Here is an 18203-nt window from a genome sequence, read left to right on the forward strand (position 1 = left end):
TCGGATTTTATATTATTTTTTTAGGTAAATTAATTGAAGATTATTTTTTTAGAAACAGTAAAGTCATTTTCTAAAGTTATTTTTATTAACAAAATCTGATTACCCGATTGCAGGTTTTGAATTTGAAGTTCACTATTTCCAACTTTCTTTTTGGTATAAAGCGTTTTTCCTAATATATCAAAAACAGTTACTTCTTTAATATTCTCTTTTGATGAAATAACATTGATGACTTTATTTTTTACCGAAAGTAAAATGCCGTCTTCAATATTCTCAAAATCATCGGTTCCTAATGTCTTATCGGTTTTATAACGTAAAACGAAACGCTCAGTAAAAGTTCCTATTTCTGTTTTAAAGTTATAGTCACTGGTACGTAAATCGTGAATTACGCCTGTTGTTTTATCTTGTAAATATATTGGCTGTTCGTTTAACAAACCTTCTACATGGTCTATTGAAATAGTAAAGTCACCTGCTATTGTCGATTTATATCCTAGTGGAATCTGATCAATCATATCAAATGGCAGAGCACGACCCTGAATAACTAACTTTTTATTATCATTGATACTATAAAAATCTACAAATGCATTTGCATTAAAAGTTGGCGCATCGTAATTATTCTCAAAATTATTAGTCGCATCCTCTATATACCCTACAAGAGTTTGTTTGAATGCACCTTGTGCATTAGTAAAATTCAACCATAAACGACCTTCTTCAACATTTGAATTTGAAGTTTTTAAAAACTGGGAGTTGCTTCCTGCTGATCGCATCTCATTTGTAAATTTTAAGGGTGCGTTTGTTAATGCTTTAACAAAAAAGCCTTGTCCTGATGCAATTTTTCCGTTCGGGGCATTATTAGCCGGACTTTTATCACTTGGTGCTTCTGTACCCTTTGCAACATATCCTGTAGCAACACTACCTGTTAAATTAAATACAGCATAATCATTACTTGTGTATGAATATATGTTTGGCTTAGACGGATCGGTATTGGCAGGAGCCGTATTATGAGTCCAGAAATATAAGGATCCGGTAGTATTACCATCATTTCTCTTGATAAATTCAGCCGCATCAAGAGAGGAAGGATATGGATTTCCAATTAAATTGAATTTATTTTCTATTGGTGTAAAACTGATATCCCCATTATTTGGAACACCAACAAAAGATGCGTTGTAAGCTGCTCCTACAGTTGCTGAGCTTGTTTCAGGAGCCCTAACAATATAGCCAACACCTGGTATCATTGAAGCTGCTCCATTCATATGCGAAACCCATCCTGAAAAAGGATCGTAACTTTGGTACATATTTGATGCAGTATCCGGAGACAATTTTTTTAAGGTATATCCTGATGCCAAAGTAACCGGTGACGACCAATAGGTAAAATCGTAATAACGCATTGGCTGAGTTATTCTTTTTAATTCGAATGAATCATTAGCTCCGGTATATATTGCATTTTTGTTCTTTTGTAATAATGAACCACCATTCTGAACTAAAAGCTTTCCAGCTGTCCCTACCGTAATGTTTTCTTTTACTGTTAAAACTTTATCTGCAGGTATTGTAAGTGTTTTTCCTGGATCAATTGTACAAGAGCAAACTTCGATACTTGAATCTAGGGTAGCGTTGGCTTTTACAATTATAGAAGTATTTGCGGCTACAGCTCCTGTTCCATTATAAATTACCTGAACATCTATAAAGTTAACTGCCATTTTAGCATCTCCTCCATCTTCTCTTAAACGTATTTCAACTTTTGATGCTGAATTTAAAGGATAAGTACCTCCGCTAATAGTTACAGGTGCATTTATATTTTGTCCTGCAGTGTAAACAAGTTTTGAATCAATATAAATTTGCATATCATCATCACAATTTACAACTTGAATGTTGTAATTACCGCAAGGGAAACCTTGTCTTTTATATGATATTGTAAAGTTATCAATTGGCATTGTTGCTCCTTGCCATGCAGCTGCAGAAGATGGTGACTTTTCTTTTGCCCAGTAGCTTGTAGTATTTATATCTAATTTTGAATCTACATACGTACCTGCGTAATTTACTGCTGGTAAGTTAAAATTTGGAGCTGTATATCCGTAAACATTCCAAACATTCGTTCCATACACAGATGGATCTCCTTGTACCAAACCGTATGAAAAAGATACTCTGGACGAGCCTCCATTTTCATAATATTCCAAAACAAAATCATGAGGACCGGCAGTTGTAAAATTGTATTGTGCAAAATAAGTAACATAACTATGATCGCTCCATGAATTAGCAGGTGTTACCGGTACTAACTTTCCATCAATATATAATCTAACCCCATCATCAGCACCAAATGTAATATTGTAAGTACCAATTGTTGTTGTGGCTTTCATTAAATATTTTACAAAAAACTTATCACTTGGTACAGTTCCGCAAAATGCATTTGCTTCAACATTTGTATCTCCGGTAATTACTCCGTCGCCTACATTTCGATCAAAAATGGAATTTTCAGCTACAGATCCAACATAAGTTGCAGCTCCTGGAGTATTACCCGTGTAGGTATAAACATATCCTTTCCAATAATTATCTCCCGCGATTAAAGAGGGTGCACAAACTGCTGCTGTTCCTATTACACCAACAGTTGCTGATGAATAATTTGAATTAGCATTTTTTAATGTATAAGTAAATGAAGTTGTTCCCGTAAAAGAGCTTGAAGGAGTAAAAGTCAGGCTATTATCACTGTTTACTGTTACAGTTCCGTTTGTTGGTTGCGTTACAGTTATTGGTTGTACAGCAGAGGTACCAATAACATCATTTGATAAAATTAAAACTTTTGCAGGTTGATTGATTGGAGTGCTAATATCATCATTATTAGCTAATAATGTATTAACATCTTTTATAGATCCGTTAATTGTTGTTTTTGTCCTGAATTGAAAAGCGTTATAAGTATTATAACCATAAACACGAATGTAAATACTTTCGCCAGCTTCCAGCGTATTTAAATCTGATGCAAAAGCTGGTGTTATAGTTGTCCAGTCAGTTGAAACTGTTGTTTCTGCAAGTATCTTAACACCACTGCTAAATGAACTACTTTTAGAGTAACTAATTCTTATTTTTTGTCCTGAATCGCCCTGAGATCTATAAGTAAATCCAAATGTGCTTAAGTTTATTTTATGCTTATCATCTGCAGTCATTTGAAATTCAATATATTTTGCAGGATCATAGCTACCTCCCATATATTGATTATTAGCCCATTCGGTAATTGAATAAAAAGGATTGTTTGAATCTTCACTATTGTTGTATCCATTTAGTACATTTGAAACACCATTACTTGCAATATTAGCTGATGTGACATACCCTGAGTTAACAGTAGGTTTAAGTTTATCTGAACTTTTTGCATTCCAAATCACTAAACTTGTAGGGGTAACCTCTGTTACATTTACTTCTACAGTTGCTTCAGAAGAAGGATTTACTCCATCGCTAATAGTATATTTAAAAGAAGATTTTCCTATAAAATTTTTAGCAGGATTAAATGTTATTGTTTTATCCGGATTCAAAATCGCGCTTCCTTGTGTTACAGCTGGTGGAGTAGAAATTGTAATTGAATTTACATTATCTTTTTTTACATCATTACTTAAAGGAGAAATGTTTAATCCAACTCCTTTTGTTGTAGTTGTATAGTCATTTATTGCTAAAACTTTTGTTGAATCAAAAGGAAACACTGTTCCTTTGATTGTCACAGGTGTTCCAGTTATTTGAAAATGAAAATTATTATTTGAAGTATAAACATATAAACGGATATAAATAATCTCTCCGGGCAATACTGGGTTAATTTCTGGTGAAAAAACAGGAGTGATAGTTTTCCAGCCATTTGAGCTAGTGGTTTCTGGAACAAGCACTCTAACATTTGTTTCAAAATTCTTATCTTTAGAGTATTGAATTTGAAATCTTTCAGATCCGCCACCCGTATCACCTTGGCTTTTATAAGTAATACTAAAAGTACTTAAATCAATTTTACTGGTTGATTTTGGTGTAATTTTAAACTCAACATACTTTGCGGCATCATAACTTCCTTCATTTTGCTGAGGATTTGGCCAGCCACCTATAATAAAATATGGGTTTGATGCATTATCAGTGTTATAGCTGATTGATCCAACTCCCGAAGTAGTAATATCTGCTACAATTGCAGTTGGATACAAAGTATTAACATACGTTGGAGTATTCCTGTTAGCAGTTTGTTGAGCATCCCATTTTACCAAATCAACAATTTGAGCAAAACTTAAAACCGGTGAAAATAAAAATAAAAGTAGAGTTCTCTTCATATAAATGTTTTGTATACAATTTGTTATGTTGGCATAGGATAAATTTTGCCCGGACAAATATAGATACAACTATCTGTTAGAAAATGAGAGAGTTTTTAGAATGACTATATAATCGATAAAATGTTAAAATAATCGACGAACTACATCTTTGAAAATACTAACTTATGTTATTTCTTATAAAATGTTAAAATTTAATATAAGAAAAATAGTAGTTTTTTGGTAAAAATAGGTTGTTTTTTAAACGCATAGTTGTAAAAAACGTCGTTTGATCGAATAATTCGCAAAAAAGTTATAAAATATAACTTTTAGGATTATAAGAAAAATAGGTTGTTTTTTGAGTTTAAGTGAAGCCGTTTTAGTGACCGTTTTCCTTTTCTAATTGCATTACTTTTTCATAAACCAAATTACTTTCATATCCTCTGCGTAACATATAATCACAGAATTTTTTTCTCTTTTTGAGTACATTTTTTTCATGAATCCCGTTCCAGCATTTTTCTGACAGATCATCAAAAGTCGCTTCGTACTCGTCAGGTGTAATTTCTTTTAAGGCAAGCGTAATATTAACCGACGAAATGTGTCTGGCTTTTAGTTCATTCGTAATTCTAATCTTCCCCCAATTTTTGATTCGGTGTTTGCCTCTGGCGAAACTACAAGCAAATCTGCTCTCGTTTAAAAAATTATTTTCGATAAGATGAACGACAATAACATCAATTTCGTCTGAAGACATTTTCAGGCTGTATAGTTTCGAAACCACCTCGGCATGACATCGCTCCTGATAAGCACAGAAGTGTTCTAATTTAACTATTGCGTCTTTAATTGTATAAATATTATTCATGAGTTTTTTCTTTCTTTTTAACTATTATTGCTAAAAATATTCAATTAGTTGTTAAAATTACATACCTATTTTTCGTTTTTCTCAAAAAGTATTTTACTAAGATGTTGTATATGTGAATTATTATAATATTTTTGCTGCAGAATTTTAACATTTTATTACCACTTATCCAACAACACATTAGAATAAATTATAACTGTTAAAACTAAAAAATGAATTATCGTTTCTCTAAACTGAGACGCTTTTTTATTTTTTATAATCCAAAAAACAAATTTAAAATATAAATACCACTTGTTATATGATGAAAAAATTACTTTTATCAAAATCTTTATTTTCTATTAATTCCCCAAAAAAGCAAATAAATTTTAGTTCAATTTTATTCTGCCTTATTTTATTCTTAGCAGCAAATTTGGGTTTTGGACAAATTGCACAACGTGGGACTTCTACTACAGCAACAACAGCTACTAATTCATTAACAATTACGAAACCTTCAGGTGTAGTAGAAGGAGATGTTATGATTGTAAATATCGCAGAGGCAGTTTCAGGAGGAACATTTATTCCCGATTTACAAGGCTGGACGAATATAAGTTCTATGTATCTTGAAAACAATACTCGTGTTGGTACTGTTTTGTACAAAGTTGCCGGAGCAAGTGAGCCAACAAGTTATACTTTTACGCTTTGGAATGTGAAAGGTGCTATAGGTTCAATTGTAGCGTTTTCGGGTGTTGATACTGCAGATCCATTTGATGCTTCTTTTACAGGAATAAACGGAAGAACTGACGAGAATGTTAGGGCGACATCAATTACAACTACATCCAATAATGCAGCAGTTATTTTGTTGGGTCAGGTAGTTGGATCTGCTAGACGTTATTCTAATTGGCAGGCAGATTCTCCAAATTCATTGAATCAACTCTATAGCGAAATTAAAAATACCGGATCACAAGCTTCTGTTGGTGCCGCATGGGCAATAAAACCTACGGCAGGAAGTACGGGAACAGGAAGAGCCACATTAAGCGATGACGAATACAATGGAGGAATTCTGATTGCATTAAAACCTAAAGTTGATTATAAAAGTCAAATTATCTCTGCTGATCTGGGTTCTTCAACCTGGTGTGCAGGTGAGACCAGAACTGTAAGTGTAGTTATAAAAAATGTAGGTAAACTGGCTTGGACAGACGGTGGCGGTAAAAATTTTAATATTGGTATCAAATGGAATGGAGAAAGTACTACAATATGGAATGATTATCATGTTAGGGTAGATGCTCAAAACTTGGCCCCGGGAGAAACTAAAACATACTATTTTAATATTACTGCTTCAAGAAGAACAGTTACAGCTTATGGAGCAAAGCTTGCTGTAGGTCCAAATAATATAACTTTTGATGTTGTTTCTGAAGGTATTTCATGGTTTAAAGACAATAATGGTGGAATAGGCCCAGGGAACAAAGCGTTCATTAGTCCAGCTCAAAATATCGTGGCATCACCAGATGACAAAATAGTTACTGCTGCTAATCCTACAATTTGTATAGGAACAGGAACTAATATAACAGTTGCATCTTCTCAAAGCGGGGTTTCTTATCAATTAAGAAATGGTACTACAAATGTTGGTTCAGCTGTAAATGGTACCGGAGTAAGTATAAATTTACCAACGGGAACTTTATCAACGACTACTACTTTTAATGTTTTAGCAACATTAACATCAAGTTCTTGTCCGTTACAAATGACAAATACACCTACTGTTACTGTTAATTCTTTAAGTGGCACACCAGTAGATACATATACTTTTTGCATCGATAATACAAATACCATAACAACAGCTAATGTTAATTCCGGTCAATATGTTTTATTAAATGTAATCAAAGGCTATAAATATACATTTTCAGTAAATAATGTTTTTGCTACTGATGAATATTTATCTCTTTACAATGCTTCGAATGACGCGATTATTACATCTAGTACTGGAACTGGCGGAGTATCAATTACAGACTGGATTCCGACTTTTTCAGGTCAGGTAAAAATACTTTTGACAGCAGGAGCAAATTGTGCTAGTGCTGGTACAACTGGCGGACCCATTTCACTTAATTTAACTGGAGTCAATAACACACAGGATAGCCAAAATGAATATGGTACAAACACGTGGATTGGACATATTTATAATGCCGGTGGCATAACACCAGAACCATTTTCTTCCAACTATGCAGGATCTTATAATGTTGGATCTGAAACTATCAATGAGGGATTTGGAGGAAATGAAAATTGTTTTGCAGTTTATTCAGGTGGAGTAAAAAGAGCCAGTATTTTTACAGAAGGATTTGCTGTTAGATATAAAATGAAAACTACTAAATCAGGCTGTTATATAATTCGTGTAACAGGTGATGATGGAGTACGTTTATCTATGAATAATACTACAATCTTTGACAGGTGGGGTGAGCAAGGTTCAACTACTTACAATGACATTCTTGTTCGTTTAGATGGAGATGATGATTTTGTATTAGATTATTACGAAAATGCAGGTGGAAATGTTGTTGGTTTTACAATGATAGCATTTGATGCAAATGTAAATAATATTACAGAACCTTCTATAATTAATCTTTGTTCGAATGAAGATCCTAGTGTAATAGAAGGATCCTTACAATACACTCTAGCAGATGTTAATTTGCAAAATCCTCAACTTAATTTTCAATGGCAGCTTTCTACGGATGGAGTAATATACAATAATATTCCAGGAGCTCTAGGCAGAACTTATGATCCACCCGCAATACAAAATGCGACTTCAGTTAGTATAGCAAGACATTTTAAAAGATTGGTTTCATTTAGCGCCAGTATGCCAAACATCAATAATGTTAAAACAAATTGTGGATATAGCGAAAGCAATATAGTAACTATAACAACTAATCCAACACCATCGATCCCAACAGTAGGAACAATTACACATGTAACTTGTACATCACCAAAGGGTAGTGTAGTTTTAAGTGGTTTACCTTTGGGAGCCTGGACAATAACACAAAGTAGTATGGCTGGAAGTGTTGATATCCCTGGAACAGGAATTTCTTATACAGTTTCAAACTTATCATCAGGAACTTATCAATTTTCAGTAAAAATTGGTAATTGCACTTCGAATTTAACCAATAATGTTACTATCAATGATTTTTCCTCCACCACCTACAACGGCAGCTGGTCAAACGGCTTACCTGATGCTACCAAAAACGTAACATTTGCCAGTGCATTTCCTATAACTGCTGATTTGAATGCTTGTTCCTGTACGATTAATTCAGGAGTTACCATGACAGTACCTTCGGGACGTACTTTAAACATTACTAATGCACTTACTGTTTTAGGAACAGGATCTTTGATTTTTGACAACAATGCCAGTTTGGTACAAGGCTCAGCCACAACGGTAAGCAGCAATGTCGGAAACATAACCTATAAACGTAACACTGTTGCGGTACGCAGGTACGATTTTACCTATTGGTCATCACCGGTTAGTGGTTTTACCCTTCATGACTTATCTCCGGGAACAGCGGCTAATATGTACCAGAGTTATGATCCGTTTAGCGGATGGGTATCACATATCAATGGTGCAGCTGTAATGACGCCGGGAATTGGTTATATTGTTCGTGCACCTGAATCAAATTCACTTACTGTTGGTTCAGTTCATTCTGCTTCCTTTGTTGGAGTACCCAATAACGGCGATGTAAATATGAAGCCAATACCTGCAAAATGGAACCTTGTTGGGAATCCGTATCCTTCTGCCCTGGATGCCACTAAATTTATTCAGGCCAATACAGCAGGACCCAACCCAACTATCGTGGGTACAGTATATTTCTGGACACATAATACTGCCCCTGCAGTTACAGATCCTACTAAGCCTAATATATACGCTTATACAAGTAACGACTATGCTGTTTTCAATTTATCAGGAAGCGTGGCAACCCGTGAGGCGATATCAGATCCAACAGCAAACCCAACTGACAATATTCCAACAGGAAGCATTGCCTCGGGACAAGGATTTTTCGTAAAAGCACTGACAGACACCCCAATTAAGTTTACCAATAGCATGAGGGTTGCCACTGCCGGAAATTCGCAGTTTTTTAAGACAGACAAAACTACCGGGGTAAGAGATCGTTTGTGGTTAAATTTCAAAAATGCAAAAGGAGCTTTCAAACAAGTCCTGATTGGTTATTTTGATGAAGCAACCAATAGTTTCGATAATAACTATGATGCCACTACCTTAAACGGTAATCCTTACGTGGATTTTTACAGTGTAAATGAAACTAAAAAATTAACCATCCAGGGACGTGCCCTGCCATTTGAGAATAGTGACCTGATTCCTCTTGGATACAGATCAACAATTGATGGGGAGTTTACCATTGCGATAGACCATACAGAAGGAATATTAGACGGGCAAACTATTTATCTTGAGGATAAAAAAACAGGAGTAATTCATAATTTAAATACAAGCGACTATAATTTTATTGCAGAAACAGGCACCTTTACAGATCGTTTTGTACTGCGTTACACCAATAAAACATTAGGGACAGGCGATTTTGAAAATAGCCCGGACGGTATTTTAGTTTCGGTAAAAAACAAAGTTATCAATATCCTTTCATCAAAAGAAAATATAAAAGAAGTTGCCATTTTTGATATTACAGGAAAACTGCTTTACAGCAAAAACAAAGTATCAAATACAGAACTTCAGATTCAAAACCTGCCATCAGGCAATCAGGTTTTGGTGGTAAAAATAACTTTAGAAAATGATGCTTCGGTGACAAGAAAAATCATATTTCAATAATATATAAATTGAGTTCCAATAAAAAACCATTCGTTTAGCGAATGGTTTTTTTGTTTATTAAAGAATAATTTATGCCTTCTCTATCAAAATGCTTACGGCATTGCCACCAAAACCAACGGCATTTACTAAAACTCTTCTTATAGATTGTGTCTGATTTTGTTTTGTTCCAAAAGGCACTTCGATAAAAGTATCGTGCTGCAACATTAACAGCGCTAACTCTAAACTCAAGATTCCGGAAGCTCCAAACGTATGCCCTACCTTCCATTTATTGGTAGTTAGTAAAGGCATTTTAGATCCAAATACTTTTTCTATGGCACGCAATTCGGTTACATCTCCTTTTATCGTTCCGGGAGCATGCATTACGATTGCATCAATACTTTCTAAATCGACATCTTTTAATGCCATTTTCATCGATTTCTGAAAACAGGTTGCTTCGGCAGAAATAGAAATATTATGTTCTAAAATTTCTGTTGCATATCCAACTCCGGTAACATATGCAATTGCATTTGTTACTTCGCCGGCTTCCAGACAACAAACTGCCGCTCCTTCGCCTAAAATCATCGTATTTTGCGTTTTATCAAAATCAAAAGCCAGGTTTGGCCATGAATCTTCATCCTGATTTATTCGCGAATATATTTTTAAAGCACGCATTTGCGCAATCGTAAAATCGGTCAATGGCGCCTCACTTCCTCCTACCAAAAATTTATCAGCCATTCCCGCTTTCAACCATGCAACTCCGTTTAATAAAGCATGAAGAGCAGTAGAACAAGTTATAGAATGAGAAATTTCAGGGCCATTACTTTGCAAATCATGCGCGATCCATGACGAAATATTCCCTAAGGTTGTTGTGGGCGAAGCCAGAGTTTGTGCTTTTCCGGTATCAATATATTCTTTGTAATGCTTTTCGAATAAATCTGTGGCACCACGAGAGGAACCAATATTAATTCCGAATACATCATCTGAATTCCAGCCTGCCTGCGCAACCGCTTTTCGCGAAGCTGCTATCGCAAACAAAACCGAATCGTCTAAAAATTTATATTTAATATCTGATTCCCGTATTTCAGTAACAATTTGTTTCGATTCTGCGTCAAGAGAAGCCACCGAAGTTTCTTGCTGATCTAAAAACTGTTTCGAAAAACAATGTTGATTGTCGAGATATTTTTCCCAAACTCCTTCAGAAGTATTTCCTAGAGGAGAAATCGATGAAAAAGCTGTAATCGAGATTTTAGTATTCAATGTTGGATCTATTTAACCGCAAAGTTCGCAAAAGTTTATTTATAGCTTGCATTATAGAATACAAAGTTCGCAAAGCACTAATTTTTAAATAAAGCTTACACTTTCTTATATCCCTTATATGGTTTAAAAACTATTAGACCATTTCAATCGCTTCTTCTATTGTTTGATATACTTTTTGAAGCTGTTCATTGGTCATGATATACGGAGGAAGAATGTAAACAATATTTCCAACCGGGCGCAAAATGACTCCTTTTTCGATAAAGAAATTATAAAGTTTGTTACGCATCGATCCGTAATAACTTTCTTCTGAATCTGATTTGATTTCGACTGCAAAAATAACGCCTAAAGTTCTGGCGGTAATTACTTTCGAATGACTTTCTATTTTCTTTTGAAATCTTAAATGGCTCGCATTAATTCTTTCAATATTGGCTTGCATTTCTCCCGTTTGCAATAAATCCATACTTGCTAAAGCCGCTGCGCAACCTGTAGGATTCGCTGTAAAAGTATGTCCGTGAAATAATGCTTTGTTGATATCATCATCGTAAAAAGCATCAAAAATTTCTTGTGTAAAAGTCGTAATCGCCATAGGAATTGTCCCTCCTGTTAACGCTTTCGACAAACAAATCATATCCGGATTTTCAGAAACATAATCCATTGCAAAGGTTTTTCCTGTTTTGCCAAAACCCGTCATTACTTCATCGGCAATTGTCAAAACTTTATTTGATGCACAAATTTGAATCAATTTTGCCAATGCTTCCGGCTCATACATGACCATTCCGGCAGCTCCCTGCACCAAAGGTTCAAAAATAAAACAGGCACAATTATGATTTTCAATAACATTATTTAAAGCATCAAAACTTTCCTGTTCTTTTCCTTTTACCGGAACCGGAATTCGCACCACATCTATAAACATTCCCTGAAAAGCCTGAGTATAAAAAGAAATTCCACTTGCCGCCATTGCTGCAAAAGTGTCTCCGTGAAAAGCATTTTCAAAAGCAATTATAGTCGTTCGTTTTTCATTTTTATTAAAAAAATACTGTAGAGCAACTTTTATCGCCACTTCAACCGCAGTTGATCCATTATCAGAAAAGAAGATTTTTTGCTGGTTTTTAGGCAAAATCTCCATCAATCTTTCCGCCACTTTTATTGCTGGTTCATGAGTAAAACCTCCAAACAATACATGCTCGAGAGTGGTTAGTTGTTTGTAAATCGCATCGGCAATAAATTTATTACTATGCCCAAACGGATTTACCCACCAGGATGCAATGGCATCAATATATTCTTTTCCGTTTTCGTCCCATAACAAAGCACCTTCACCTCTGGAAATGGCAATTGGATTTTGTGCCGTTTTATGTTGTGTATAAGGATGCCAAAGGTACTGATGGTCTTTTTCTGTTAATGTCATTTTATTTAGAATATAGATATTAGAGTATCGAAAAAAGATTAAAATCCATAATTCAAAGATAGGAAAGTCTATTTTCTCTATTCTATCTTCTTTGCTCTATAAATTAAGCAAATTATCCCTGAACAAATCGGCATATTCTTTAATTACATTTTGATCGAAATAAGGTTCTTCGTCAATTCTCCCAATATATTTTATTCCGGTTTTATTCAGAATCAAACTTTCGGTCGATTTATTTTCGCTTCCGCTAAAGATAATTCCAGCTACTTTAAAACCTCGATTCTGAATTGCTTCAATAGTCAATAAAGTATGATTGATACTTCCTAAATAATGTCTTGAAACCACAATAATTTTATAATCGGGTTGAATTAAATCTATAATAGTTTCATTTTCATTTAACGGAACAAAAATTCCACCCGCGCCTTCAATCACCAGATGATTTTCTGTTTTTGGTTCGTGAATTTCTTTCAAATTAATTGTAATTCTATCAATTTCAGCCGCCAAATGCGGACTTGCAGCTGTGTTTAAAGCATAACTATTAGAAAAGAATTGGGATTTGGAACTTGAAATATAAGACTTTACTTTATAAGTATCCGAATGATCTAAATCTCCAGCCTGAATAGGTTTCCAATAATCAGCTTCTAAAGATTCAACAATAATAGAAGAAGCAATTGTTTTACCCACATCAGTTGAAATTCCTGTTACAAATATTTTCATAGCAAATAGACCACGGATAACACTGATTGAACAGGTTAAAGCGGATTTTTTTTAATTAATTACTATCACCCAAAAGACAAATAATCTGTGTAAATCCGTTACATCCGTTTTATCAGTGGCCAATGGTGTAAAAATACCACTAAAAAACAAAACCCATCATTAAGATGAGCTTGTTTGTTTTTTGTTATTCTTTAAGTTCGTCAATTACTTTCTTGATTTCTTTGGCGTATTTTCCATAATAAAAACTCACCCACCACTCTGTCAAAACACCAATAAGCAACATTGTTATCATGAAAATTACCACTTTTAATACTAATTTTTCATTTTCAAAATTCCCATTTAAAATTTCGGTTGAGCCAGGAGTTCCAAAAATCAAATAACCAGCCAGATAGATCATGAAAAAAGGAGCTAATGCAAACGTAAAAGTTTTGTAAAGCTGCATATTAAGCCTAATATCATAATAGGTTTCATACAAACTGTCTTTCGTTGTTAATGCTGCCTTATCCAATCTCTTATAAAATAGAAAAAGCTTAGACAAATAGTAAATACTTATTGCCGCCACTATTCCGTATATAAAATAATAAGGGCCTACAAATCTTGAAGGAAATTCATGATATAGTGGCAAAAAACCTATAATGATCAAAGCCAGAATCTGTCCAAAAAGTTCTGTGCGCAAATTTTTCCTAATTTTGCCCAAAGGCATATTTGCCGATTGTATTTTTTCTAAATTATCTGGAACAACAACATTATCCGTCTTTTCGTTATTCCATGCGTTTTGTATATCGTTAAAATCCATATCCTTGATTTTTTATTATTTCTTTTAATTTTTCTTTTGCTCTGTTTAATTTTACCCTTGCATTCCCTTCAGATATTCCCAAATTCTCTCCTATTTCTTTATGAGAGAATCCTTCCAGCTGATAGAAAATGATTGCTTTATCAATTTTTTCCAATTTCTGAACCGCTTTATAAAAATGATCGATCTGACTTTCTTTTATATGAGAATCACCTTCATCGTCTTTGATGTTTTCTGAAGCTATTTCATATTTATCGACCTTTCGTTTTTCCTTTTTTAAGAAAACAATAGCCGTATTCACTGCCACACGATACATCCAGGTCGAAAACTGACTTTCGTTTCTAAAAGAATCATACGATTTCCAAAGCTGGCAAACAATCTCCTGAAACAAATCCTGCTGATCATCATGATTATCCATGTACATCTTAGAAACCTTGTACAGTATTCCTTTATGACTTTCGATTCTTTTTAAAAATTCTTGTTCTTTCTCTTTCAAAACGATTTTATTTCGTTACTGGTTTTACTTTATATCCTGCTTGTCTCAATAAATTAATTACTCCTTCTTCACCTGCTAAATGTCCTACGCCAACCGCCACAAACAAACTTTCTTTTTTCATCATCGCTGGCATTGTCTGAACCCAATCTTTATTTCTGTCATCGAGTATCCATTTTTTGGCATTTTTACTCATCACCTTTTCATTTGCAAGATCATTATAAACATTCATTACATTTTCTGCTTTATAATCTTCTACCATTTTCTTCGTTTCGTCTTTACTAAAATCTTCAACAGTCTCAATTAATTCTGAATCTGTATAAGCATTTACTAACATATTGGTTTGCTTTTTTACGGTTTCGAAACCTCCAATACTTTTATTTTCTTTTTTAGCCAAATCTATAAAATCTGATTCATATGATTTTAAGGTTTCGCAGTCAAATGTTTTCATAGAGATAAAACCCATAATAGCAGATAAAGTAAAACCGTCTAATTGCTTAATTTTTAGACCGGTATTTTTTTGTAAAACTGCATCTAATTTCGACAATTGTTCCTGCGATAATGTCTTACTTAATGGTACTGAAGCAATACCTGCTTTTTGCATATCGGCCATTTCAATTGGGTCAGCTAAGTTGATCTCTAAAATTAGTTTATCTGATTTCTGAAATGCATTTTTTGTTTTTTCTGCCATAAAATAATCCGTTGGGCAAATACCATGAATTGTTCCGTAAACATAAGATGGTTTTGAAAGTCCGTTTCCTGAAACTTCCCATAACAATGAATTTTCTAGTTTTGGAGATTTTGTTTGTCCCTGAATTGTACCGCTAAAAGTTAAAGCGATTACTGCTACTACTGATGTAAATAAATTTTTCATTTTGTTGATTGATTAGTATTATTGATTGATTTGATGATTAAAACTCCTGTTATTGTTTGCTGTATTTTTCACCTTTTATCCATGCCAAAGTTGCCACAAGCAAACAAACAATTATTATAAAAAAATGAGGATAAGGTTTACCATACAAATGATGGTTTATTACAGAACAGATTACTTGTATTGTTGTTAAAAAAAGCAATACATTACAGATGAATCTTTTTATTGAAGTGATTATAGTTTTCATAATTATTTTGGTTTATTTGATTACGACTCGTAAGTGATCAAACAATCAAAACGTTACAAAAAAAATTAAACTTTTTTATAGAAGTGAGGAAATACGGGTAATGAGAGTTGTATTTTTTTTATAATACTTATAAAATTGGCCACAGATTAAAACGGATCAAACTGATTGTCACAGATTTTTTATATTAGATTTTCTGTTATTTGTATAAATTAATCTTTTAAAATCTGGGCTTTCGCCAAAGTTTAAAACCAACCCAACTTCTATATGTGTTGCTTTTAAATAATTCATTAATTGAGCTACGTGTGAACTTATAAGATGTTCACATGCCTTAAGTTCAATAATTATGCAATCCTCAATTAGTAAATTAGCATAAATTCGCCCACTAATTCATTTTTAAAATATACTTTAATTTGTTTCTGAGCTTCAACTTTATATCCTTGCGATTTTAATTCAAAGTACATTGTATTTTGATATACCTTCTCCAGAAAACCATAACCAAGTTGATTATAGACATCATAAAAAACTTGTAGAATTGGTTTTGATATTTCGGTATGCAATAGATCTTTCATCATTATCCGCGTGAACCCGTTTAGCCCGTTTTCATCCGTGGGCTAAAACACGAAATTTCTTAACAATTCAAGAACCTGATTTATTTCTTCTTCTGAATTATAACTATGAATACAAAATCTTAAACGTTCCTGACCTTCCGGAACGGTTGGCGAAAGTATTGCTTTTATATCAAAACCTTTATCTTGCAGTTGCTGTGCCAATTGTTTCGCATTCTCATTACCCGGAACAATTGCAGATTGTATTGCTGATTTGCTTCTTACAAACATTGGTTTTAAACCTAACAAGTTTTTCTGCTGATTGAATAGAATAATGTTCTGACGCAACTTTTCGATTGTTTCTTTCTCGACCTGTAATTGCTGGTAGGCTACCAAAATCGTAGCAACAGCATGAGGAGACAATCCGGTTGTGTAGATAAAACTTCTTGCGAAGTTTACTAAATATTCTTTTAGATCGCTACTTCCTAAAATAGCAGCGCCATGACATCCTAAACCTTTTCCGAAAGTCATGATTCGGGCAAAAATTTTATTATGCAAATTAAGATATTGCATCAAGCCTTCGCCCTTTTCACCAAAAACACCCAAAGTATGCGCTTCATCGACTATTAAATAACAATTATACTTTTCAGAAAGTGCAACTAACTCTTCTAAGTTTGAACTATCGCCATCCATAGAAAAAACAGTTTCGGTAACAATGTAAATATTGTTTGAAATTTGATCCCGAAGATCTGGGATAGAAGCTTGAAATTTAATAATAAGTCTTTCTAAATCCTCAAAATCATTATGGTTGAATTTGTACGATTTCGCATTCGACATTACAATTCCGTCACGAATAGAAGCATGACTTAGTTCATCATATAATATAACATCATTTCGTTGCGGTACAGCGCTAAAAAAGCCAACATTGGCATCGTAACCCGAATTAAAAATTAAAGCCGATTCAGCATCATGAAACTCTGCAATAAACGTTTCTGTTATTTGATACAATGAATGATTACCCGAAATCAGTCTCGATCCGGAAGCACCATTCTGAAAAATTTCATTTTCCAGCAAATAAGCGTGCGTCAACTTAAAAATAGATTCTGATTTTGAGAAGCCAATATAGTCGTTAGAAGAAAAATCAACTAAATTATTAAATACAGGCAATTTCCTAAGCGAATTATTCTTCTTACGATTTTCAAGCTTTTGAATAAGGTTTTCGGCTAATTTCATAAAAGCAAAGTTATGAAATTGAAATTGATATTAAATAACAGCGGGCGCTGGATAGTACCCGCTGTTTTTTTAAATCGCGCTTATAAAAGGAGATTTTCTGCTAAATTTAGATTCCGTCATTTCCTGAATCATAAATTCAGCAATATCAAATGCACTGATTTTATCTCCCAGACAATCTTCTAAACTTATCGTGATCCGAGAGCTAACAGCTGTAAATTCAATAAATGGAACACGAACCTGAGTCCAGTTTAGATTGCTTTCTTCTAAAAAATTATATGCTTTTTGCCGATCGCCCTGAATAATCGGAAAATTGGCTTTCATCCAATCTGTAGCCATAATAGTTTTGGTACTTTTTTTATCGAATGGTGTATCAATATTTAATCCAGCCAATAAAACATAACGTTCAATTCCGTAATCATTCATTACCTGCAAAATATTTTTAGTAGCTGCGCTCGCCACCAAAGGTTCATCTTTACGCTGTCCAATTGTACTCAGAACTGCTTGACAATCTTTAAGTAATGATTTTATAGATTCGAGATCAAGAGCATCACCTTTGATGATTTCGATTTGATTATTTTGAATAGGGAAATTCTCTGGATCTCGCAGTAATAGTTTTACACTAAACCCTTCTTTTAATAACTGGTTAACAAGATAACTTCCAGTTCTTCCGCCACCACCTAAGACAGCAACCTTTTTTATATTTTTCATATAGCTTCTTTATAAAATTTGACATAGATAAATTGCGCTTTATCAGTTTGATAAAAC

General features: G+C 33.8%; 12 protein-coding genes and 1 pseudogene. 1 reads left to right on the forward strand and 12 read right to left on the reverse strand.

What is annotated here, in order from left to right:
* Nucleotides 1-29: 29 nt before the first annotated feature.
* Together B0M43_RS04015 and B0M43_RS04020 are read right to left on the reverse strand one after the other, a co-directional pair.
* Entirely contained in the window at nucleotides 30-4280 is a 4251-nt protein-coding gene (locus B0M43_RS04015) for an Ig-like domain-containing protein (RefSeq protein WP_078006765.1), read from the reverse strand.
* A 355-nt stretch (nucleotides 4281-4635) separates the two neighbouring features.
* A complete protein-coding gene (locus B0M43_RS04020) occupies nucleotides 4636-5115 on the reverse strand; it encodes a regulatory protein RecX (protein ID WP_078006764.1) in 480 nt (159 codons plus the stop codon).
* 295 nt (nucleotides 5116-5410) lie between these two features.
* On the opposite strand from B0M43_RS04020, the gene B0M43_RS04025 reads away from it, so the two are divergent.
* Nucleotides 5411-9901, forward strand: coding sequence for a T9SS sorting signal type C domain-containing protein (locus B0M43_RS04025; protein ID WP_123921779.1), 4491 nt, complete (start codon nucleotides 5411-5413; stop codon nucleotides 9899-9901).
* A 69-nt stretch (nucleotides 9902-9970) separates the two neighbouring features.
* Here the strand turns inward: B0M43_RS04025 and B0M43_RS04030 are convergent, their stop codons facing one another.
* The 10 genes and pseudogenes from B0M43_RS04030 to B0M43_RS04075 all read right to left on the reverse strand — a co-directional run bounded on the left by B0M43_RS04030 (nucleotide 9971) and on the right by B0M43_RS04075 (nucleotide 18146).
* Entirely contained in the window at nucleotides 9971-11137 is a 1167-nt protein-coding gene (locus B0M43_RS04030; RefSeq protein WP_078006762.1) for a beta-ketoacyl synthase N-terminal-like domain-containing protein, read from the reverse strand.
* A gap of 133 nt (nucleotides 11138-11270) precedes the next feature.
* Complete coding sequence (gene bioA / locus B0M43_RS04035) at nucleotides 11271-12542, reverse strand: adenosylmethionine--8-amino-7-oxononanoate transaminase (protein WP_078006761.1); 1272 nt, start codon at nucleotides 12540-12542, stop codon at nucleotides 11271-11273.
* Between the two features lie 96 nt (nucleotides 12543-12638).
* Complete coding sequence (gene bioD, locus B0M43_RS04040; protein ID WP_078006760.1) at nucleotides 12639-13256, reverse strand: dethiobiotin synthase; 618 nt, start codon at nucleotides 13254-13256, stop codon at nucleotides 12639-12641.
* Nucleotides 13257-13440: 184 nt separating this feature from the next.
* A complete protein-coding gene (locus tag B0M43_RS04045) occupies nucleotides 13441-14052 on the reverse strand; it encodes a hypothetical protein (RefSeq protein WP_078006759.1) in 612 nt (203 codons plus the stop codon).
* Nucleotides 14042-14545, reverse strand: coding sequence for an RNA polymerase sigma factor (locus tag B0M43_RS04050; protein WP_078006758.1), 504 nt, complete (start codon nucleotides 14543-14545; stop codon nucleotides 14042-14044). Before B0M43_RS04050 ends, B0M43_RS04045 begins: the two co-directional genes overlap by 11 nt.
* A 7-nt stretch (nucleotides 14546-14552) precedes the next feature.
* Entirely contained in the window at nucleotides 14553-15416 is an 864-nt protein-coding gene (locus B0M43_RS04055) for a TraB/GumN family protein (RefSeq protein ID WP_078006757.1), read from the reverse strand.
* A 49-nt stretch (nucleotides 15417-15465) separates the two neighbouring features.
* Nucleotides 15466-15660, reverse strand: coding sequence for a hypothetical protein (locus tag B0M43_RS04060; RefSeq protein ID WP_123921778.1), 195 nt, complete (start codon nucleotides 15658-15660; stop codon nucleotides 15466-15468).
* Nucleotides 15661-15828: 168 nt separating this feature from the next.
* A pseudogene (locus tag B0M43_RS04065) lies at nucleotides 15829-16232 on the reverse strand (GxxExxY protein).
* Nucleotides 16233-16271: 39 nt separating this feature from the next.
* Complete coding sequence (locus B0M43_RS04070) at nucleotides 16272-17438, reverse strand: pyridoxal phosphate-dependent aminotransferase family protein (RefSeq protein ID WP_078006756.1); 1167 nt, start codon at nucleotides 17436-17438, stop codon at nucleotides 16272-16274.
* Nucleotides 17439-17507: 69 nt separating this feature from the next.
* Complete coding sequence (locus B0M43_RS04075; RefSeq protein ID WP_078006755.1) at nucleotides 17508-18146, reverse strand: NAD(P)-dependent oxidoreductase; 639 nt, start codon at nucleotides 18144-18146, stop codon at nucleotides 17508-17510.
* Nucleotides 18147-18203: the final 57 nt, after the last annotated feature.

It is taken from the genome of Flavobacterium sp. KBS0721 (assembly GCF_002007065.3).
GTDB classification, from domain to species: domain Bacteria; phylum Bacteroidota; class Bacteroidia; order Flavobacteriales; family Flavobacteriaceae; genus Flavobacterium; species Flavobacterium piscis.

Bases quoted from the DNA above. Each gene is read 5' to 3' on its own strand.
- B0M43_RS04015 (WP_078006765.1), bottom strand. From the start codon at position 4,280: ATGAAGAGAACTCTACTTTTATTTTTATTTTCACCGGTTTTAAGTTTT.
- B0M43_RS04020 (WP_078006764.1), bottom strand. From the start codon at position 5,115: ATGAATAATATTTATACAATTAAAGACGCAATAGTTAAATTAGAACAC.
- B0M43_RS04025 (WP_123921779.1), top strand. From the start codon at position 5,411: ATGATGAAAAAATTACTTTTATCAAAATCTTTATTTTCTATTAATTCC.
- bioA (WP_078006761.1), bottom strand. From the start codon at position 12,542: ATGACATTAACAGAAAAAGACCATCAGTACCTTTGGCATCCTTATACA.
- bioD (WP_078006760.1), bottom strand. From the start codon at position 13,256: ATGAAAATATTTGTAACAGGAATTTCAACTGATGTGGGTAAAACAATT.
- B0M43_RS04045 (WP_078006759.1), bottom strand. From the start codon at position 14,052: ATGGATTTTAACGATATACAAAACGCATGGAATAACGAAAAGACGGAT.
- B0M43_RS04055 (WP_078006757.1), bottom strand. From the start codon at position 15,416: ATGAAAAATTTATTTACATCAGTAGTAGCAGTAATCGCTTTAACTTTT.
- B0M43_RS04060 (WP_123921778.1), bottom strand. From the start codon at position 15,660: ATGAAAACTATAATCACTTCAATAAAAAGATTCATCTGTAATGTATTG.
- B0M43_RS04070 (WP_078006756.1), bottom strand. From the start codon at position 17,438: ATGAAATTAGCCGAAAACCTTATTCAAAAGCTTGAAAATCGTAAGAAG.
- B0M43_RS04075 (WP_078006755.1), bottom strand. From the start codon at position 18,146: ATGAAAAATATAAAAAAGGTTGCTGTCTTAGGTGGTGGCGGAAGAACT.